The sequence below is a fragment of the Rhodococcus sovatensis genome, from assembly GCF_037327425.1.
Taxonomy (GTDB): Bacteria; Actinomycetota; Actinomycetes; order Mycobacteriales; family Mycobacteriaceae; genus Rhodococcoides; species Rhodococcoides sovatense.
Genome location: NZ_CP147846.1, coordinates 253071 through 273633 on the forward strand (window position 1 = coordinate 253071; position 20563 = coordinate 273633).

The 20563-nt window shown below is 64.6% G+C and carries 18 protein-coding genes; 9 read left to right on the forward strand and 9 right to left on the reverse strand.

The window, feature by feature from the left end; genetic code table 11:
* Positions 1-65: 65 nt before the first annotated feature.
* Positions 66-1700, reverse strand: coding sequence for an ABC-F family ATP-binding cassette domain-containing protein (locus WDS16_RS01110; protein ID WP_338889852.1), 1635 nt, complete (start codon positions 1698-1700; stop codon positions 66-68).
* A gap of 59 nt (positions 1701-1759) precedes the next feature.
* On the opposite strand from WDS16_RS01110, the gene WDS16_RS01115 reads away from it, so the two are divergent.
* The 4 genes from WDS16_RS01115 to WDS16_RS01130 all read left to right on the forward strand — a co-directional run bounded on the left by WDS16_RS01115 (position 1760) and on the right by WDS16_RS01130 (position 5548).
* Complete coding sequence (locus tag WDS16_RS01115) at positions 1760-2608, forward strand: aldo/keto reductase (RefSeq protein WP_338889854.1); 849 nt, start codon at positions 1760-1762, stop codon at positions 2606-2608.
* 130 nt (positions 2609-2738) lie between these two features.
* The gene (locus WDS16_RS01120) at positions 2739-3893 is read left to right on the forward strand and encodes a transposase (protein ID WP_422395736.1); all 1155 of its coding nucleotides are present in this window, start codon (positions 2739-2741) and stop codon (positions 3891-3893) included.
* The gene (locus WDS16_RS01125; protein ID WP_422395737.1) at positions 3814-4374 is read left to right on the forward strand and encodes a transposase; all 561 of its coding nucleotides are present in this window, start codon (positions 3814-3816) and stop codon (positions 4372-4374) included. The genes WDS16_RS01120 and WDS16_RS01125 overlap by 80 nt, the downstream gene beginning before the upstream one ends.
* Before the next feature lie 352 nt (positions 4375-4726).
* Positions 4727-5548, forward strand: coding sequence for a uroporphyrinogen-III synthase (locus tag WDS16_RS01130; RefSeq protein WP_338889856.1), 822 nt, complete (start codon positions 4727-4729; stop codon positions 5546-5548).
* On the opposite strand, the gene WDS16_RS01135 is transcribed toward WDS16_RS01130, so the two are convergent.
* Together WDS16_RS01135 and WDS16_RS01140 are read right to left on the reverse strand one after the other, a co-directional pair.
* On the reverse strand, positions 5478-7568 hold the full coding sequence (locus tag WDS16_RS01135; protein WP_338889858.1) for an MMPL family transporter: 2091 nt from the start codon (positions 7566-7568) through the stop codon (positions 5478-5480). The two genes, WDS16_RS01130 and WDS16_RS01135, sit on opposite strands and share 71 nt — an antisense overlap.
* Before the next feature lie 42 nt (positions 7569-7610).
* Complete coding sequence (locus tag WDS16_RS01140; protein WP_338889860.1) at positions 7611-10868, reverse strand: BTAD domain-containing putative transcriptional regulator; 3258 nt, start codon at positions 10866-10868, stop codon at positions 7611-7613.
* A 67-nt stretch (positions 10869-10935) separates the two neighbouring features.
* Between WDS16_RS01140 and WDS16_RS01145 the strand changes: the two genes are divergently transcribed.
* The gene (locus WDS16_RS01145) at positions 10936-11622 is read left to right on the forward strand and encodes a hemerythrin domain-containing protein (protein ID WP_338889861.1); all 687 of its coding nucleotides are present in this window, start codon (positions 10936-10938) and stop codon (positions 11620-11622) included.
* Here WDS16_RS01145 and WDS16_RS01150 read toward each other — a convergent pair.
* The 5 genes from WDS16_RS01150 to WDS16_RS01170 all read right to left on the reverse strand — a co-directional run bounded on the left by WDS16_RS01150 (position 11577) and on the right by WDS16_RS01170 (position 16456).
* Complete coding sequence (locus tag WDS16_RS01150) at positions 11577-12497, reverse strand: vWA domain-containing protein (RefSeq protein ID WP_338889863.1); 921 nt, start codon at positions 12495-12497, stop codon at positions 11577-11579. The two genes, WDS16_RS01145 and WDS16_RS01150, sit on opposite strands and share 46 nt — an antisense overlap.
* 69 nt (positions 12498-12566) lie before the next feature.
* Positions 12567-13502 (reverse strand): MoxR family ATPase, encoded by a 936-nt coding sequence (locus tag WDS16_RS01155; protein WP_338889865.1) that lies wholly within the window; start codon positions 13500-13502, stop codon positions 12567-12569.
* Positions 13499-14335 carry a mycofactocin-coupled SDR family oxidoreductase gene (locus WDS16_RS01160; RefSeq protein ID WP_338889867.1) on the reverse strand — a complete coding sequence of 279 codons (837 nt, stop codon included), beginning with the start codon at positions 14333-14335 and terminating at the stop codon, positions 13499-13501. Before WDS16_RS01160 ends, WDS16_RS01155 begins: the two co-directional genes overlap by 4 nt.
* Complete coding sequence (locus WDS16_RS01165; RefSeq protein WP_338889868.1) at positions 14332-15162, reverse strand: mycofactocin-coupled SDR family oxidoreductase; 831 nt, start codon at positions 15160-15162, stop codon at positions 14332-14334. The genes WDS16_RS01160 and WDS16_RS01165 overlap by 4 nt, the downstream gene beginning before the upstream one ends.
* Before the next feature lie 220 nt (positions 15163-15382).
* Positions 15383-16456 carry an NAD(P)-binding domain-containing protein gene (locus WDS16_RS01170; RefSeq protein ID WP_422395738.1) on the reverse strand — a complete coding sequence of 358 codons (1074 nt, stop codon included), beginning with the start codon at positions 16454-16456 and terminating at the stop codon, positions 15383-15385.
* 62 nt (positions 16457-16518) lie between these two features.
* Here WDS16_RS01170 and WDS16_RS01175 point away from each other — a divergent pair, with 62 nt between their 5' ends.
* The 3 genes from WDS16_RS01175 to WDS16_RS01185 all read left to right on the forward strand — a co-directional run bounded on the left by WDS16_RS01175 (position 16519) and on the right by WDS16_RS01185 (position 18798).
* A complete protein-coding gene (locus WDS16_RS01175) occupies positions 16519-17250 on the forward strand; it encodes an enoyl-CoA hydratase (protein ID WP_338889871.1) in 732 nt (243 codons plus the stop codon).
* Positions 17251-17456: 206 nt separating this feature from the next.
* A complete protein-coding gene (locus WDS16_RS01180) occupies positions 17457-18125 on the forward strand; it encodes a hypothetical protein (RefSeq protein WP_338889873.1) in 669 nt (222 codons plus the stop codon).
* A gap of 46 nt (positions 18126-18171) precedes the next feature.
* Positions 18172-18798 (forward strand): FHA domain-containing protein, encoded by a 627-nt coding sequence (locus WDS16_RS01185; protein WP_422395739.1) that lies wholly within the window; start codon positions 18172-18174, stop codon positions 18796-18798.
* On the opposite strand, the gene WDS16_RS01190 is transcribed toward WDS16_RS01185, so the two are convergent.
* On the reverse strand, positions 18781-19755 hold the full coding sequence (locus tag WDS16_RS01190) for an alpha/beta hydrolase (protein ID WP_338889875.1): 975 nt from the start codon (positions 19753-19755) through the stop codon (positions 18781-18783). The two genes, WDS16_RS01185 and WDS16_RS01190, sit on opposite strands and share 18 nt — an antisense overlap.
* Before the next feature lie 232 nt (positions 19756-19987).
* Here WDS16_RS01190 and shbA point away from each other — a divergent pair, with 232 nt between their 5' ends.
* Positions 19988-20563 carry an RNA polymerase sigma factor ShbA gene (gene shbA / locus WDS16_RS01195; RefSeq protein WP_338889877.1) on the forward strand — a complete coding sequence of 192 codons (576 nt, stop codon included), beginning with the start codon at positions 19988-19990 and terminating at the stop codon, positions 20561-20563.

Here is a 20563-nt window from a genome sequence, read left to right on the forward strand (position 1 = left end):
ATTGGGGTGCACTTATCCGTGCCACTAGCGCGGAGCGCTTTTATGCCACTGGCGCGGAGCGCCTGCTACTCCTCGGTGAGACGACCGTCCTGCATGATCCAGCGGCGGGTTGCCCGGACGGTGTGGAGCATGCGCCTGTCGTGGGTGACCAGCAGCAGGGTTCCTTCGAAGTTCTCCATTGCGCGTTCGAGCTGTTCGATCGCAGGGAGGTCGAGATGGTTCGTCGGCTCGTCGAGAACCAACAGATTCACCCCGCGTGCTTGCAGTAATGCCAGTGCTGCGCGCGTCCGCTCACCGGGGGACAGTGAGGAAGCGGACCGCAGCGCATCGTCGCCTCGCACGCCGAACTTTGCGAGCAGCGTGCGGACATCGGCGTCGGGCCACTCGGGTACGGCGGCGCTCAATGCGTCCGAGACTGTCTCCGTTCCGGTGAAAAGTCCACGTGCCTGGTCGATTTCGCCTACGGCAACTCCGGATCCCAGCGAGGCCGTCCCCTCGTCGGGAGTGAGTTTGCCCAGGAGTACCGACAGGAGTGTGGTCTTTCCCGAACCGTTCGCGCCCGTGATCAACACCCGGTCGCCCCATTCGATCTGGTTCGTCACCGGACCGAACGTGAAATCCTGACGCCGCACGACCGCGCCGCTGAGTACCGACACAACGGTGCCACTTCGGGGTGCCGAAGCAATTTCCATGCGCAGCTCCCACTCCTTGCGGGGCTCCTCGACCACTTCCAGTCGTTCGATACGACGCTGTGTCTGACGGGCTTTTGCCGCCTGCTTCTCGGTGGACTCGGCTCGCGTCTTGCGGCCGATCTTGTCGTTGTCCGTCGCTTTGCGACGTGCGTTCCGAACGCCGGACTCCATCCAGTTCCGCTGCATCTGTGCGCGGGATTCGAGGGAGGACTTGGTGTCGGCGAACTCGTCGTACTTCTCGCGCGCATGCGCTCGGGCGATCTCGCGTTCGGCGAGGTACGACTCGTAACTGCCGTCGTACACGTCGATGCGGTGCTGTGCTCGATCGAGCTCGACGATTCCGGTGACGGTTCGCGCCAGGAACTCACGATCATGACTGACGACGACGATCGCGGCCCTTGTCTCGACGACAAATCGTTCCAACTGCTCGAGACCTGCAAGATCGAGATCGTTGGTGGGCTCGTCGAGCAGAAGAATGTCGTACCGGGCGAGGAGAATGGCCGCGAGTCCCGCGCGTGCGGCCTGGCCACCGGACAGCGACGTCATGTGTGCCCCGCCGTCGACGTCGAGTCCGAGTTCGGCGAGCACCTTCGCGGTCCGTTCGCTCAGGTCGGCGCCCCCGAGGGCGAGCCAGCGTTCCAGGGCAGGGGTGTAACGATCCTCACCGTCCTCGGCGCCGAGCGCTTCGGCAGCTTCGTTCATCGCCTGCTCGGCGGCTGTGACACCGGTCCGTCGCCCGACGAACTCCTCGACTGTCTCCCCGTCTATCCGGTCGGGTTCCTGCGCGAGATAGCCGACGGTGGCGTCGGGCGGGCTCAGGTGGATCTCGCCTTCTGCATCGGCGGTTCCGACGCCTGCGAGCAGCGTCAACAATGTGGATTTACCTGCGCCGTTGGCGCCCACGAGGCCGATGACGTCGCCCTCGGTGACGGTGAGGTCGAGCCCGGAGAACAGGGTGCGATCGCCGTGGAATGCAGCAAGGTCGTCGATTCGGAGCGTCGCAGTCACCTCTGCAGTATCCAAGACAGGGTGGGAACAGACTCGGACGGCCATCGGTTGGCATTCATATGACGTTTTCACCGGAGACCAGTACTGTCCCGACCATCGTGCTCAACGACGGTCACGCGATCCCCCAGCTCGGTTTCGGCGTGTGGCAGGTTCCCGACGACGGTGCGCAGGCCGCAGTAACGGAAGCGCTGAAGGTCGGCTACCGCAGCATCGACACTGCAAAGGTGTACGAGAACGAAGCGGGCACCGGCAAGGCCATCGCAGAATCGGGCATCGCCCGTGACGAGCTGTTCATCACCACCAAGCTGTGGAACGACGACCAGGGCTACGACTCGACGCTGACAGCGTTCGACGCCAGCATGGAACGCCTCGGTCTCGAGTACCTCGACCTGTACCTCATTCACTGGCAGCAGCTCGACCGTGACAAGTACATCGATACGTTCAAGGCATTCCAGAAGCTGAAGGCAGACGGCCGCGTCGGATCCATCGGCGTATCGAATTTCACGGTTCCGACGCTGGAGAAGCTGATCGACGCTGTCGGCGAGACGCCGGCGATCAACCAGATCGAACTACATCCACGCCTGATCCAGGAAGAGCTGCGCGCATTCCACACCTCGCAGGGCATTGCGACCGAGGCGTGGAGCCCGCTCGGCTCCGGCACTGTTCTGGACGACCCGGCGTTCGCTCCGATCGCCGAAGCACACGGCGTCACGCCTGCGCAGGTCATCCTGCGTTGGCACATCCAGCTCGGCAACGTCGTGATTCCCAAGTCGGTCACGCCGGAGCGGATCGCGAGCAACTTCGACGTGTTCGGTTTCGAGCTGTCGAACGACGAGATCCAGCAGATCAATGCGCTCGACACCCCGGACGGCCGCACGGGCCCGGATCCGGACAAGTTCAGCAGCTAGGTCGGCCGATCACCGGGGGCTCCGCCCCCAGTGGCACGGTTGAGTTCACCTGACGGGCTGTTGCGTTTTGATGGTGGGGTGTCTCGAGTGTCGAGGCACCCCATTGTCGGTGGTGGGGAACAATGGGGTGGTGGCGAAGGGTTATCGACCGGTCGATCGTGATCAACAGTTTCTGATTCCACCGGATATGCGGGAGTGGCTTTCTCCGACGCATCCGGTGTGGACACTGATCGAGATCGTCGACCGGCATCTGGACACCTCGGTCTTTCATGCCGGTCGACGCACCGGCGGTGTCGGCCGCGCCGGCTACAACCCGGACATGCTGCTGACACTGTTGATCTGGGCCTGGTCGAAGGGGATGCGGTCCTCACGTCAGATCGAATCGGCCTGCACCGATGTGGTGTCCTACCGGGTCATCTGCGCCGGTGATGCCCCCGACCACGCCACGATTTCGCGTTTCCGCAAGGACAACCACGGCGCCTGCGAGGAACTGTTCACCCAGGTGTTGACGGTGGCCGCGCGGGTCGGGTTGGGGTCGTTGGGCACGATCGCTCTCGACGGCGTCAAGATCGCCTCGAACGCCTCGATCAACGCCAACCGCAGTGCGGAGGGACTACGAGCTGCTGCCGACGCCGAAGCGGCGCAGGCCAGGGCACGCAGGATCGCTGCAGCAGCGGTCCAAGCACATGCCGATGTCGATGCCGCCGAGGACGAACTCTACGGCGAGGACGATCCCGGGCCGGGTCAGGTGCCCGAAGAGTTGGCCGACCCGACTTCACGTGCGAAGCGGATCGCCGAAGCATTGGCACAGATCAAGGCCGAAGAGCAGGCCCGCGAGAGCGCGCGGAACGCTGCCGCCGAAGGTCATCTCGAGCAGCTCGATGCAGGACGCTTCCCGGTAGGGCGGGTCCCGGTCGCCGCGCGTGTGGACGCTGCGCGGACACGTCTCGCTCGTGAAATCGCACGCCGTGAGGTCGTCGAGACCCGGTATCGGCAGCGGGCCGCGCCGCGGCGGCGAGCGGCGGGAAGGCGAAGGGCAAGGTTCCGGTTCCGGCCGAGGAGCATCATCGTGTCGTCGCTGCACGCTCGGCGGTGGCGAAGGCGACCGCCGAGCAGGCTGCCCGTGAGCACAAGACTCCACCGGTGCTGCGCCGCAACATCACCGATCCGCAGTCTCGATGCAACCACTGCGTGGCGGCGGGTGGGTGCAGGGTTACAACTGCCAAGCCTTCACCGCCGAGGACGGCATCATCATCGCCACCGGTGTCGGTACCAGTTCCGCTGATGTCACCTACTACCAACAGATGGTGCGCAAAGCAGTCGATGCGGCGACACTGATCGCTGAGAATGCACCGCCGCAGGCTCCGGCTCCCTCGATCGGGATCATGCTTTTCGATGCTGGTTACTGCTCGATCGACAACCTCGACGCACCAGGCCCGGACCGGTTGATCGCTACCGGGAAGTCCCGCGATCTCGAAGCCGCCGCTACCGCGGCGCCATCATCCGATCACGCACCGGCACCAGGCAATTCGATCACTCGGATGGCCGAACGGCTGGCCACCGCCGAGGGCATCGACACCTACCGAAAACGCTCCCACATCGCCGAGACACCGTTCGGGCATGCCAAACACAACCTCGGATTCCGGCGCTTCACCAGCCGAGGGCTCGATCGAGCAACGAGCGAATGGTCCTTCCATGCCGCCGTGCACAACATCAGCAAGATTCTCACCCACCTGGCCGCCGCACCCACCGCAGCCCTGGCCTGAGAGCAGAAAAAAGGGGCGACCCGGGCACGAACCCGGGCCACCCCTTCACGACACCGAACTACCACTCACCCAAAACGCGACAGCCCGCTGAGTGCACTTAACCGTGCCACTGCGGCGGAGCCGCCTGATGCCACTGCGGCGGAGCCGCCTGATGCCACTGCGGCGGAGCCGCCTGATGCCACTGCGGCGGAGCCGCCTGATGCCACTGCGGCGGAGCCGCCTGATGCCACTGCGGCGGAGCCGCCTGATGCCACTGCGGCGGAGCCGCCTGATGCCACTGCGGCGGAGCCGCCTGATGCCACTGCGGCGGAGCCGCCTAGGGTCCTGGGGCGGAGCCGCCTAAGCTTCGGGCATGGGACCGCTCACAGGCAAGACGATCGCGCTCACTGCCGAGCGGCGAGCGGACGAGTTCGCTGCCCTGCTCGAGCGCCGCGGCGCCGAGACGGTGCACGTCGCAGCAATCCATGTGCTTCCGCTGATCGACGATTCCGATCTCCGCGCGCAGACCGACCGCATCATTGCCGAGCCACCGGAACTGGTCGTCATCAGCACCGGCATTGGATTCCGCGGGTGGCTCGACGCCGCGGACACCTGGGACTCACGAGATGAACTTCTGAACGCACTCGGGGCCTCGCGGATCATTGCGCGAGGCCCCAAAGCTCGTGGCGCGATCCGAGGTGCCGGACTGCGCGAGGTGTGGTCACCGGCCACCGAGGAGTCCCAGGAGGTGGCGGATCACCTCGAGGCCGAGGGCATCGTCGGCGTCGACGTCGCCGTCCAGCTGCATGGAACCATCACCGAGTGGGAGCCGACCATCGACCTCGCCGAGTCCCTTCGCAGACTCGGCGCCGAGGTCCGAGCGCTCTCTGTGTACCGCTGGATTCGGCCGGTCGATCAACGGCCGCTCGTGGACTTGTTGGCCAAAATCTTGAACCACGAGGTCGACGCGGTCACGTTCACCAGCGCTCCCGCGGTCGCCTCGCTGCTGTCGACGGCGAAGGACAACGGCCTGCTCGACGAATTCCTCGCTGCGCTGCGCGGTCCCGTCGCCGCGATCTGCGTCGGGCCCGTCACCTCGGCACCACTCGATGCTCTCGGTGTCCCTACTTCGATGCCGAAACGGGCTCGGCTAGGGTCACTGGCGACGTACGTGGTCGACCAGCTGAGCGAGTAAACGGATTCCACCAATTCCACTGTCCCAGAAGCGTCATCGTCGACGGGACCAACACCATCCGGACGATCGTCGCGTCGACGAGCACTGCGGTGGCAAGACCGACACCCATCATCTTGATGGTCACGTCGGCATCGAGTGCGAATCCGAGGAATACAGCGACCATGATCGCTGCAGCGCTGGTGATCACGCGGCCCGTCGACGCCACTCCGTCCACCACTGAGGAGTGGGCATCGCCGGAATGCAGCCACAGCTCGCGGATCCGTGAGAGTAGGAACACCTCGTAGTCCATGGACAGTCCGAACAGGATGGTGAACATCAGGATCGGTACCCAGCTGGATACAGGAACAGCATGGGGGAGTCCGAGTAGTTCTGCGCCCCAACCCCATTGGAACAACGCAACCATCACGCCGTAGGCAGCGGCGACGGACATCAGGTTCATCGCCGCAGCCTTGACTGCAACTACGATCGACCGGAACACCACCGTCAACAGCACGACCGACAATGCAACGACGAACGCGACGACGAGCCAGATGCGTTCGGCGACTCGGTCGGTGATGTCGGCGAAGACCGGTGTCACGCCGGTCGCGATCGCGCCTTCGGGCAGCACGTCGTGCCGCAGATGCGTCAGGAGCGCAACGGTTTCTTCGTCACTCGGTCCGGTCGTGGGTTCGAACATCACCACCGCTGTATCGCCCTCGGGGTTGGTGATAGGCGTACCGACGACGGCAATCCCGGGATCCCGAGCGAGTTCCTCTGTCAAATAGTCCAATCGGCTCGTCGAGACTTGGGACAGATCGACCGCCACCATGAAGGGGCCGTTCGCCCCCGGTCCGAATTCGTGGTCGATCAGGTCGTACGCGAGCCGCGTGGTGTTCGACGTCGGCTGTGTCCCCGCATTCTGCGGCCACATGCGCATATCGAGAACGGGCGCTGCCAGGACGGCGAGAAGCATCAATGCAGCCAGCGTCCAGGCCGCCGGCCTGCGGCATACCATGCGAGCCCACTTCTCGGTACGTGCCTGGCCGCCCCCGCGCCGCGGCATCCTCGGCAACAACTTCGTCCCTGCCAACGCGCACAGCGCAGGAACGACGGTGATCGACGTCAGCATGACCGCGCCTACGACGGCGAGCGTTGCGTAACCCATCGACGCGTACACCGGCAGACCGGCCAACCTGAGTCCGAGCAGGCACAGCAAGACCGTCGTTCCCGCGTAGACGACGGACACTCCTGCAGTCGAATTTGCATGCGCAGCCGACTCTTTCGATGTCATTCCGGATCGAAGGCCGTCGGCGAACCGGGTTACGAGAAGCAACGCGTAGTCGATCCCGACGCCGATGCCGACCATTGTGGCGATCGTCGGAGCCATCGGGCTGATCTGAGTGAACGACGCCAGCACGGCCACGATGCCGGAACCGATGCCGACGCCGATGATCGCCACGACGATGGGAAGTCCCGCAGCGACGACGGACCCGAAAGCGAGCAGCAAGATCACCAGCGCTACGACGATTCCGACGGCTTCAGCGGTACCACCGGGCGAGCTGATGTTCTCCGCTACCTGCCCTCCCAGCTCGACCTGGATTCCCTCGCGCTCGAGTGGCGCGGTGGCAGACCGAAGCGCGTCGATACCGTCGGTGCCCTGAAAGTCGGTGACCGGAATGCGGTACTGCACCGAGATCAATGCGGTATCGCCGTCGGAGGAGATGCGCGCCGGCGAGACTGTGCCGACACCGTCCAACGTCTGAAGTCTGCTCTGCAGGGAAGTGAGAACCCCCGGATCGAGTGCCACGTCGTCGTGCACCACGACCCGAGCATCGGTCCCGGCGAGGTCGGGAAATCGGTCGGCGAGCAACTCGCTTCCGGCGATCGAGTCGAGTCCCTCGACGTGGTAGTTGTCCTGCATCTGGCCGCCGAATGCCGCCGCTGCGCCGATGGTCGCGGCGAACAGCACGACCCATACTCCTAGCGTCCGCCACGGGTGATCGGTGCAGATCGCGCCGAGTTTGGCGAGCAAGATCCTCATGTGAAAGCTCCTTCGTCTGTGGTGAACACAGCGTGGACGCAGTCACTTGGAGTGTTCTTGCGGTTTTCTAGTAGCCGTGAGAATCCAGTGCGGATTGCCCCACGCTCGGGCCAGTTCCAGCGCCGCAACCTGGTAGTCGGCAGCACGCTCGGTGTCACCGAGCGCGGCCGCTAGTTGGGCGAGAACGGTGTCGACGGGACCGACGACGTAGGTTCCGGTTGCTATTCCGGCGAGTTGGCCGGTGAATCTGGACAGCGATTGCGCGACTGCAGCGGCCTCGTCGAGTTCGCCGGTTTCGAGGACGGCCATACCGCGGATGGCCAGGAACAGAGACTCGAAGAAGTCGTGCCGGATCGGTCCTGCTGCGCGGCGAATCTCGACAGCCTCGCCCACTCTGCCGAGTTCGGCCAACGCCAGCGCCAGTAGATCCGCTGCGACCGCCGGGTACTGCGAGTACAACGTGCGCAGACCGGCCTCGAACGCCCCGAGAGTTCCCGACGAGACAGCCGTCGTGACGTATGCAAGGGCATGGATGACTTCGGCGTTGACGGCGACGCTCGAACGCAGCGCGGTTCCGCCCGCATCGAAGTGACGATGTGCCGCATCGATGTCGCCGGCAGCGTGGGCCAACATTCCCCGAGACAGCAGGCACGTGGCGAGCGACTGCTGCCAGCTGTACCGTTCGGCGAGCGCGAACTCCTCGTCGAGATGCTCGCGCATGGAGTCGAATCGGCGTTCGGCTGCGTCGACCAGAAACGATCCGTGATGTCCGATCATCGTGAAGACCGGCATATCGTGCGTGGTTCCCAGTTCGATGAGCTGCAGAGACAACGACATTCGACGCTCGGGATCGAGGTCGGCACCGACGAGGTTCCACAGTGCATTCGTCGCCAGCCCGAGTACCTCCGGGTTCGACAGTGTGCGTGCCAGCGCGTACGCCTCCTCGGCCGCCTCCATCGCGCGCTCGTCCACTTCCCCACGGATCTCGTCGACGAGGGCGCACAACAGTCGGCACCGGGAGTCCTCGTCGATCTCGAACGTGAGGGCGCGCTCGATCAACGAGGCGAGTTCGGCGTCGTACATGCCGTATTCGCGTTTGAGCCAGGTCGTTGGAAGCTCTCCGGCGGTCAGCGTGCGGATCAGGAGATCGGCGCGGCCGGTGCGCTCGGCTATCGACACCGCTTGCCGACGGGACTCGGCCGCTCCAATGCTCGATCCGGCGGCAACCTGGGCAGATGTCTTTCTCGCCAACAGTTCGACCTGCTCGTCGACGGAACCACCATCGAGCCTGCTCCAGGCAGCGAGGGCGTCGGAGTACAGCAGCGCGGCAGATGCGTGCGCGAATCGATCGTCGGCTTCGGTGGCAGCTGCGACCGCGAAGGCGAGGGCTTTGCGTGAGTGTGCGTCGCCGTGCAGTTGTCCGTAGTGCAGTGCAAGTGCCGAAAAGTCCTGTGGTGAACGTTGTTCGAGTGCCCCCGCGATCTGTGCGTGCCACCGGCGGCGACGCATCGAAGTCAGGTCGGAATACAGCGTGTCGCGGACGAGGACGTGCGTGAACCGAAGCCTGGACGGATCGGTGTCGTCGAGCAGCCCGGCTACGACGCCGGATTCGAGTGCGTCCAGCGCGGTGTCGGTGTCGAGTTGCGCGACGGTCAGCAGAACCTCGAGGTCGGCTTCCCGCCCGAACACCGACGCGAGGCGCATCATCGAGATCGTCAGTTCGGGGAGTCGGGCAAAGCGTCGGCGCAGCACGTCGCGCACACCCTCGGGCACCTCGGATGTTGCGACCACGTCTCCCTCGCTGCTGAGCAACAGCGCACTTTCTCTGAGGTAGAACGGGTTTCCGGCTGTCCGCTCGGTGAGGATGCGCATCGTGCTTCGTGCCGGTGTCAGACCGGACACGGACTGCACGAGTTCGGCGGCCTCGTCGTCGGTCAGGCCTGTGAGCCGAAGTCGCACTGGTGACAGCGGAGCCAGTGCCGCCAGCATGGCCTCATGGTCCGGTCCGAGTTCGTCGGGACGGTACGCGCCGAGAATGCGCAGTGACGGCCCGGACGCGCGCGCGAGTGCGACCAGCAGCGCAAGCGTCTCCGGGTCCGCGCGGTGCAGGTCGTCGAGTATCACCGTGACGGGGGTGACAGCGGTGACGCCGGTCAAATAGTCGACGACGGCTCGAAGTAGGCGGAATCGATTGCCCGGCTGCGTCACTGCAGTGTCAGTGAGAAGGGGTGCAAGCTTCTCGGCATGGACTCCGATGTCGTGATCGGCTGCGGCACGACGCAGTATCTCCGTCCACGCCCAGGCCGGTGGGGCGCCGTCGGCCTCGGGGCAGTGTCCGAGCAAGCACGTCCAACCGATGGGTTCGAGCGCCGATATCGAGGCTGCAAGCAGCGCGCTCTTGCCCGAACCGGCCTCCCCTGCAACCAGAACGATCGACGACGCGTGGTCGGTCAGTCGGCGAAGCTCGTCGGTGCGACCGAAGAACGTCTCTCTGTCGGCCACAGGTGCAGGCGTTTCGACGACGGCAGTGCTGTCGGATCGACTCGTGCCGGGCGTCGCTACTCGGTGTGCCAGGACCGCTGCTTCGAGCTCGATCAGGGCGGGACCAGGATCGAGGCCGAGCTCATCGCCGAGTATCGAGCGGGCCTGTCGTAGTGCGGCGAGGGCGTCGGCTTGCCTGCCGCTCGAGTACAGCGCGAGCGCGAGCAAGCGCCAACTCTCCTCGCGCAGGGGATGCTCGCGCGTCAGGGTCGCAGCGTCCAGTGCAGCGTCGGAAGCGTTGCCGCACTGCAGTGTTGCTGCGACGAGACGCTCCCTGGCGATGGTTCGCAGTTCGTTCAAGCGTGCGATCTCGGCTTCCGCCCACGGCTCACCGGCCACCTCGGCGTACGCGTCACCGCGCCACAGAGCGAGCGCATCGGCGAGAATGCGTCGCCGGATCGATGGCTCTCGGCCGTCGGCGTCGCGGATCGATGCATCGAAATGCCAGGCGTCGACGGACTCGGTCGGCAAGCGGATCGCGTACCCCGGCGCCTTGCTGACCAGGATCGAGGACGGGGTGCGAGGGGCGCGATCGGGTTCCAAAGCCCGGCGAAGGTTGGAGATGTACGCCTGCAGCGCACCGATCGCTCGCGGGGGAGGTTCCCCGTTCCACAGGTCATCGGTGAGCCGGTCGACGGACACGATGTCACCGCGAGCGATGAGCAGAATTGCGAGCACCGCTCGTTGCCGGGGGCCTCCGAGGTTGATCTGCCCGGCCGATCCCTCCGCACTCGTCTCCCCGAGCACCGTCACCTGCACGCGAACAGCGTAGAGCAGTTAGCGGGCTCCAAGTGAACTACTAGTGTGCCGCGCGAGCGTACTCATCATGACTACTACCCAGCCCAACACCGACAACATGGTCATCATCCACCAATGCTTCCGAGACCGATTCGCGGCAATCCCGCCGCTGATCACCGACGTGCCCGACGGTGATACCGCGCGCGCAGGAGTTCTGGTCGACTTTCTCATCGAACTGACGACAGCGCTCCACTATCACCACGTAGCCGAGGACGAGGCCCTCTGGCCGCTGTTGCTGAACAGGGTGGACGACACCTCGACGATCCTGGCGATGGAGGAACAGCACGAGCGGATCGGTGAGCTGATCGACCGTGCCCTGGCCCAGGCCTCGGCGTTTCGGACGTCCGCACGGGGGCATCGGGGCGAGCAACTGGCAGCAACCCTGACGGCGCTGTCGACAGCGCTGAACACCCATCTCGACGACGAGGAAACGGTGGCGTTGCCTCTCGTCGAGAAGCATCTGACGGTGGATGAATGGGCTCACGTCGGCGAGATCGGGCACGCATCGATCCCGAAGGATCGAATGCTGGTATTCCTCGGCTACATTCTGCTGAGCGCCACCGACAGCCAGCGCGCATACTTCCTGGCCCAGAGTCCACTCCCAGCGCGCATCGCGTGGAGAGTGTTGGGCAGGAGGAAGTTCGAGGCCGACTACCTGCGGGTGCACGGTCACCCGTCGAAGAATGCCGTCAGCGCAGGTCCCACGTCACGGTAGGTGCGCACCGTGCGGATACGGCCGTGGCCGAGACGCGCGAGATCGCGGCCCAGTTCGGTGTCGTTCTCGCCGGACGTGTCCAGCAGAATGTCGAGCCGAGGTATCGAGGCCGCGACGTACCGAGGGTCGGGCCCGGCGTTGTGCACACAGTCCGACAACAGCAGGACCCGCTTGTCCGGCGAGGACACTGCGGTGAGCATTCCCGCTGCGGTCTCGAGGGCGAACTGCACGTTCGTCAGGCCGCGCGCGGGAATGCTCAGCACGGTGTCGAGGATGCCCAGCGGCGTCATCGGGTCACCGAAGCGGCTCAGCACTGCCGCGTCGGACCAAAACGCGACAACCGCCAGATCGTCTTGGCTCAGTTCACCGGCCAGAGCGCCTACCGTCGCGGCGGCCGTCCGGACACGTTCACCCTTCATCGATCCCGAGATGTCTACGACGAGAACGATGGACCGTGCAGTGTGCAGGCGCTCTCGAACGATGATGTCGTCGTCCTCGGGGAACGGGTCCGCAGCGAGAACGTCGATGGTGCGGTCCATGTCGAGTTCGTCGGAACCGTCCCGGTACCGCAGCGAGGTCAGCTCGCCGACGCCACGTCGCGCGCGAAGATCACGGCGGGGGCGTCGAACCGCCAATTTCGCGGCGATCTTCCGGGCGAGAGCGCGGGTCTTCGCGTCGGCCGTCGACTCCTCTTCGGTGGCCTCGCGGAGCGAGATCACCTCCGCGGATTCGTCGGTGAACCCCGGTGCCGACGGGTTGTTCTCCGACGAAGCCTTGGCGGCGTTGCTGCGGCTGTCGGCGACCAGGGCAACACCGCTTCCACCCGGGCGGAATACAGACGGCGCCTCGGAGAGTTGCTTGGGCTTGCGGCGCAACGGCTTCAGGGTTCGGGTCGAGGATCCCGAGCCGGGCCTGCGTACCGGAGAATCGGGCTCGACTGCTCTTCAACCCGGTGCTGCGGCTGCCGGCTTCAGCAGAAAGTGGTCCTGCCAGATTGTGTAGAGAACGCCCTCCGGTGTCGCCTCTGCAGTTTCGTCGACATGGATGCGCCCTGACAAAGCAACGTAGATCGCGTCGAGCATTACCTGCTGGTACGGCTCGGGGAGATTCCGCGGTGGATCGATATCGGGTACCTCCGGAATCGGTACTTCACGTAGATCCGCCAACTGCTGCGCGACGAGGGTCAGATCGATCGCCCCGCGCACACTGCTGCCCTGAGCGATGTCCTCGTGCTCACGGGTTGCGCGCGTGATTGCGACCGAATCGGCGATGAGCCTGATCGAGTCGGATTCTGTTCGCAATGCGACGATTCCGCGCTCGGACTCGGCGTCCTGATAGCCGATCGCGAGGCGGCACAGGCGGTCGTGGACGCTTGTCGACAGTCGTGTGGTGCCGACATTGTCGTAGGGGTTCATCGACGCGACGACTCGAAAAGTCGGCGATGCGTGCACGGTTCCGACGCGTGGAATGGCTATTCTTCGCTCGGCCATTGCGGTCAACAGGGTGTTCAGCGTGTCCTCCGGCGCGCGGTTGAACTCCTCGACGTACAGAAATCCGCCGGTGCGCATCGCCTCGACGAGTGGGCCGGGAACGAAGTTGTCCTCGCTGTAGTCCTCGCGCAGAACCCGAGCTGGATTGTGGTGTCCGACGATTCGTGCCGGGGTGAGGTCGGCATTGCCCTCGACGAACAGAAGGGGAATGCCCCACTCCGCGGTGATAGCGCCGAGCAAGGTGCTCTTGCTGGTGCCGGGCGGGCCCTCGATCAGCAGGTCCCGCCCGGCCGCGACCGCCGCGAGGACTAGGTCGAGTTCATGGCTACGACCGACGAGGTGCGTCGCGATACGGCGACGCACCTCGGCGATCGACAGAACGACCGTCATTTTATCGTGTAGCCAGCGTCGACGGGAAGCGTTGCACCGGTGATGTATCGGGCCTCGTCGGAGACCAGGAACGCGATGGCGTTGGAGATGTCGATCGGTTCGACCCACGGAATCGGCAGGGTATTGGTCGTTGCAAATATCGCCTCTGCCTTTTCCCTGCTCGGGTTCGGATCGTCGGGAAGGAACAATCCCCATGTCTTGGGGTTCTGGATCATCACCGTGTCGACTCCGGTGGGATGGACGGTATTGACACGAATGCTGTGCTGACCGAATTCGTTCGCCAGCGTACGCATGATTCCGACGACACCGTGTTTGGTTGCGGTGTAATGCACGGTGTTCGGTGTTCCCTTCAGCCCTGCTGTCGAACTCGTCAAAAGGATCGAACCACCCCGTCCGCCGGCGACAAGGTGGGGCAGTGCCGCACGGCACGTGTTCCACACCCCGGTGAGGTTGACGTCGAGCATGGTCTGCCAGGCCTCGTCGGTGATCTCGAGAGCAGGCGCGATTTCGAATACACCGGCGTTGCCGAGCACGATGTCGAGGCGGCCGAGTTCGGCCACGCCGTCGTCGACGGCCTTTTTCACGGCGGCCGAATCTCGGACATCGGCCTTGGTGGCGACGATCCTGCGGTCGAGGTCCTCGACCAGTTTCACCGTCTCAGCGAGGTCGGCTTCCGTTGCACCGGGGTACATTTCGATTGTGTCGACGGGAGCGCACAGGTCGATTGCGATGATGTCGGCACCCTCCTTGGCGAGCCGAAGTGCGTGGCTGCGTCCCTGGCTGCGCGCGGCACCGGTGATGAATGCGACCTTGCCGTCGAGTTTGCCGGTCACTTGATCACAGATCCTGCATCGACGGGAAGTTGGACGCCGGTGATGTAGCGGGCATCGTCGGAGACCAGGAATGCGATCGCGTTGGAGATGTCGACGGGTTCGACCCATTCGATCGGCAATGCGTTGAGAGTCTTGAACGCCTCGGCTGCATCCTCCCGTTTCGGATCGGGGTTGTCCGGCATGAACGTCGCATAAGTCTGGGCGTTATGGATCATGTCGGTGTCGACCGATGTCGGGTGCACGGAGTTGACGCGAATCTCGAACGGTGCCAGTTCGTTTGCGAGTGTCTTCACCAGGCCGACGACGCCGTGCTTCGCGGCGACGTAGTGCGCGAGGTTGGCGAGACCTTTGATCCCTGCCGTCGAGCTGGTCAGTACTATCGCACCACCGCGGCCACCGGACTTGATGTGTGGCACCGCGGCGCGAACAGTCTTGAAGACACCGGTCAGGTTGATGTCGATCATGTCGTCCCAGGCCTCGTCGGTGAGGTCTTCGATGGGTGCGAAGCTCGCGATCCCGGCGTTGGCCAGGACGATGTCGAGGCGGCCGAGTTCGGCGACACCGTCGTCGACTGCCTTCTTCAGCTGTGCGGTGTCTCGGACGTCGGCGGTGGACGCGACGATCCGGCGGTCGAGAGCTTCGACCTGCTCGACCGTCTCGGCCAGATCCTCAGCGGTAGCAAGCGGATAACCCACGCTGGAGACCTGGGCGCACAGGTCTATCGCGATGATGTCGGCGCCTTCCTGAGCCAACTTGAGCGCGTGGCTGCGGCCTTGACCACGCGCAGCGCCGGTGATGAATGCAACTTTCCCGTCGAGCTTTCCCATGATCGAACTTCCTTGGTCGATTCGAGTGAAATCGGTACGAGCGCAGAACGCTTCGCATCGGGCAGCGATGCGTCTCGCGGCAGGATGTCCAAGGTGGAGGACATGACAAGAAACATATCTGACACTCAGTGCAGAAGTAGGCGATTCGCCGGAAATTCGTACGTGGAGCTCTCGATCCCGCGTAGCTACTTTCGAGTAGCGATCCAGGCGCGTTGCGCCGTCACCCGATGTCGAGCGTTGTCATCAGCTCCGCCACCGCTGCCCGGCCGGCACGGTTGGCGCCGATGGTGCTGGCTGATGGGCCGTAGCCGAGGAGATGCACTCGGTGGTCGGAGGCGACGCGCGTCGCGAGCCGTCCGTCCATGACGATGCCACCGCCGTGACCGCGGAGGCGCAGCGGTGCGAGATGGTCGAGCGCACTGCGAAAGCCGGTGGCCCACAAAATGACGTCTGCCCGCAGAGACGTGCCGTCCGCCCAGCGGAGCCCGTCGGGAACTATCTCCGAGAACATCGGGAGTCGTTCCAGTGCACCGCGATCACGCGCGGCCTTCAAGCGCTCGGTCAGCAGGAGGCCCGTCACCGAGACAACCGATCCAGGCGGAAGACCGGCCCGCACGCGTTCTTCGACCATCGCGACGGCCGCGCGCCCGGCATCGGGGCCGAAGCTTCCGTCCCGAAACTCGGGCTTCCGACGCGTCACCCACGTCGTCGAGGTGACGAGCGAAATTTCGTCGAGCAGCTGCACGGCCGAGATTCCCCCGCCGACGACGACCACATGCTTGCCCGCGAACTCGTCGGCGGTCCGGTAGTCCTTGGTGTGCAGCTGACGTCCACCGAACGTCTCGGCGCCCGGATACGACGGGATGAACGGCTTTTCCCACGTCCCGGTTGCGTTGATGAGGCCACGGGCGGACACCACGAGTTCGTCGGCTTCGACACGAAACCGAGGCTCTCGATCGCAGACTACGGTGACGGTCACCGGACGTCGAACCTGAAGGTCGAATTTCTCCTCGTAGGCCTGGTAGTACCGCGGAACGGCCTCGGCCGCGGTGACGTCGTCGGGGTTCTCGCCCGTGAGTGTGTCCGCGAATTCCATGCCGGGTAGGTCGTTGACTCCGTTGACCGTGCTCAGTGTCAATGACGGCCAGCGGAACTGCCAGGCGCCACCTGGGTCGGGGGAGCGATCGAGCATGACGAACCCGGATCCAGCGGCAAGACCCGCCCGGCGGAGGTGATAGCCGGCGGACAGTCCTGCTTGTCCGGCACCGATGACGGCCACATCTGTTTCGATCACGGTTGTCAGTACATCAGCCCGCGGGCACCGGTCGCATCTACCCATGAGTAACGTCTGTGTCCATGATCGGACAGTCTCGTGACGGCGACGTCGTCACCCTAGAACTCAGGCGTCCCGAGCGGCGCAATGCACTCGACACCGCCCTCTGCGTCGAGCTCCGCGAGGGAGTCGAGGCAGCCGTCGAATCCGGCGCGCGTGTCATCGTGATCACCGGCCAGGGTTCGAGCTTCTGTGCGGGAGCCGATCTGGAGGGTGACAGTTTCCCGGAGGAGTTCCCCGAGGCGCTGGAGCGGCTCCTCAGGGCGGTCGACAGCGCCCCCGTGCCTGTCGTTGCCGCTGTCAACGGCCCGGCGGTCGGCGGCGGGACGCAGCTCGCCATCGCGTGCGATCTGCGGGTCGTCGCCGACGGTGCATTCTTCGAAATTCCGTCGACTCGGCTCGGTATCGCGGTCAACAACTGGACCATCAAGAGGCTGGCATCGCTCGCAGGCGGGGGCGTCGCGCGGACCATTCTGATCGGCGGTGAGCGTCTCGACGCCGATGCCGCCTTCGTCAGTGGTCTCGCCAACAAGCGCGGTGATCTGGCCGTCGCACTGGAATGGGCGTCGGCGATCACCGAACTCGCGCCCCTGGCGTTGAGGCATCTCAAGCTCGTGTTCAACGACGACGGCTCCCACGACGAGCCGACGCCGGATCAGTGGGCCGCGTTCGGTGCTGCGTGGACGAGCGAGGACATGAAGGAAGCGCGCCTCGCGCGTAAAGAGAAACGCAAGCCGAAGTTCCTCGGACGTTGATCGCCATGGCAAGGTGACGGTTGCCGATTACCTGCCCTTGAATATCGTCAATTCCGTTCTGTCCCTTAAGGGTAGAGCTGTTCCACTGTTAACCCTGTAGTCGTGTTCCGTGCCCCGGTCGGCCAATTTTCGGTCCCCGCAGGCCCGTTAGCTGTGCGCCGCACCCAGTTGGGTGCGCGCACGTACACACCTGGAAGACGGGGAACATGAAGATCGGAAAATTCGCAGCAACGTCGGCATTGGTGATCGCGGCCATGACGACCGCAATGGGTACCTCGTATGCGGACCCGGCTCCCGCCCCCGCGCCGGTGGGTTGGAACGTCAGTGCCGCCGGTGACCAGGTCATCGTCGATACTTCCGCTGGAACGCTCAGCAACGAGAACAACCACCTGGTCGTCCGCGACGCCGGCGGCGCATTGGTGGACTCGGTTCCGCTGTCCATCGCGTTCGACGGACTCGCGCACCCGGTCGCAGCGGATATCGACGGCAATCACGCCGTTCTGACCGCCGATGTGTCACCGGCAGCCGCAACCCCGGTCTCGACGCAGATTCCTGGATTGCAGCAGGTCGATCTTCCCGCGGCGGTCGCTGGAACGAAGGACAACATCGGACTCTCCGCATCGGTCGGCGGATTCCTCGGTGCTGCAACAGGTCTCGTCGGTGGATGCCTGCTCGGGGCCCTCGCCGTCGGCGTCGTCTCTGCGCCGGCAGCACTGCTGTTCGGTGCAGGACCGATCGCGGGATGCATCGGTGGCGCCTTGCTTCTCGGATCCACCGCATCGCTCGCAGGTACCGCCATCGGCGGCCTCAGTGCCATCGCCGGCAATGCGGGACCGTTCATCACGCTGCTGAACGCACCGCCCGTCAAGAAGTAACGCTCTTCGTCTTGCTCCGGCCTCTGTGCCGGAGCAGGATGTAGCGGTGGTTCTTGGTGACCGGGAGAGCGCGCGTCTGCAGTACGAGGGTGACGGCGGGGTGCGGCGCGAAGTGCTGCTCTCACCCGATCGCGCCCGGCTGACCCTGGGCCGATCGTCGCAGGCAGACATCTCGTTCGCAGACGACAGCGAGGTGTCCCGGCTGCATGCGGCGGTCGAGTGGATGGCAGGGCACTGGACCATCGTCGACGACGGCCTTTCGCGCAACGGCACCTACGTGGGCGGGGACAGGCTCACCGGTAGACGACGGCTGCGGCACGGCGACACCATTCGCATCGGCACGTCCCTGCTCACGTTCCACGACTTCTCCGGCATCGGTGACGAGGCAACCCGGATCGCGTCGGAGATGCCGGACACTCGATCGCTCACCGAGACACAGCGGGCAGTTCTCGTTGCGCTGTGTCGCCCGTACAAACACAACGCAACGTTCGCGAACCCGGCGTCGAATCAACAGATCGCGACCGAGATATTCCTCAGCGTCGACGCCGTCAAGACACACCTGCGGGTGCTGTTCGCCAAATTCGGAGTCGAGGATCTGCCGCAGAACGTCAAGCGGGTCAGACTGGCCGAGCGCGCGATCCAGAGTGGAGTGATCTCACAGCGCGATCTCTAGCGGTGCTCGCACGGACGTCTGGGCTCGCATGGACGTCTGGGCTCGCATGGACGTCTGGTCGAGGAGTACACCGATCGCTTCGGCGACCTCCGTCGCACGCTCGAGGATCACCATGTGTCCGGCTTTGTCGACCGTGACCAGTCGAGCGGCGGGGAGGCTGTCGGCGATTGCCTTCGAGTGGAGCAGTGGGGTCATGAGGTCGTCCGACCCACACAGGACCATTGTCGGCACGACGGCGAGAGCCGACAGAGACTTCGATTCGTCGAAATCGTGCAGTGAGCCCAGGAAGCCTGCCATCGTGACGACCGACGTCTCGTTGAGCATCGCCGACGCCAATGCGACGACTCGGGGACTCACTCGACGTGATCCGCAGCCGGCCGCGCGCACGATCGGTGCGCAAATTCCCCTGCTCAGGCGCTTCGATGCGCCCATCACTCGTGGCGCCCGTCGCACGACGGTTCGGAACAGTGAGACCGCCGGATGCGCTAGGCACGCGCCGATTCCCTCCTCGGCGATACCGTGTGCTGCCGTCGCCACCAGCCCGACGCCCACGAGACGATCGCCGAGCTCTGCGAGGTGCTGCCGGACGTAGGACATGATCGTCATTCCGCCCATGGAATGGCCGACAAGGACGTATTTTCCGGTGGGAATCATCGTTCTGACGATCGCTCCGAGATCGCGTCCCAGCTGCTCGATGGTGTACGAGCCGGTATCGGCGGCAGAGGACGAACCGTGGCCGCGGTGGTCGTAGGAGACCATGCGAATGTCCTCGCCCCACGTCTTCTCCAGCGCCGCGGCCACGTCGAGCCACGACTCCTTGGCGAGACAGTGGCCGTGCACGAAGACGACGGTCATGGAGGCATCCTGCGCGCCTGTTTCGTACACGGCGAGAGCGGTGCCGTCGTCGGTGACCACTGTGGATCGACCGCGGCTTCTACTGCGTGTTCGCTCGCTCATGCTCGTCTCCGATGCGCTGCAGGTGTGTAAGGGTTTTCGCCGCCGTCAAGCGTCGCGTTACGTGATGTTCATATTCTGCTCGCGCGCCTTCGCGTCGGGACCCTCCCGAAGAGTGTGAGATGTCCGCCCTGAGGGGTAGCTTTCTTCACCCTGGGGTGGGTACCGACCAAGCCGGAGGTGAAACAGGATCGAATCACACAAGAAGCGCAGGGTGAGCAGGGAGGACTGGGCGATGACGAACGACGACATCGTGGACATGCTCGAGGCGCGGGTTCCACTCGCGGTGGGCGGGGACTTGGCAGCTCTCTCCGACTTGATCGGGTTGGTCAGGCCCAAGCTGAAGCGTTACTGCGCGACTCGCGTGAGTAATTCGGAGGTAGTGGCAGACGACGTCGTTCAGGATGTCTGTCTCGCTCTCGTCTCGGCGATTCCGAAATATCGCGACGTCGGCAAGCCCTTCATGGCGTTCGTGTACGGCATTGCAGCGCACAAGATCGCCGATGCCGGACGAAAAGCCGCGTCACGTCGTGCGTATTCGCTCGAATTGGTGATCGAGGAGCCATTCACCGAGGAGTCCCCGGAGTCGCATGCCGTCGAAGGCGAATTGCGAACCCATGCACAGGCTTTGATGAACACCTTGCCGCCGAGGCATCGAAAGATCGTTCTGATGCGGGTGATATGGGGAATGACGGCCCCCCAGACCGGTCGAGCCCTGGGAATGAGTGCGGGCGCAGTTCGAGTCGCGCAGCACCGCGCCATGAATCAGCTGCGTGCGGAACTGTCGAACTTTTCGTTGCTGACGGCGTGA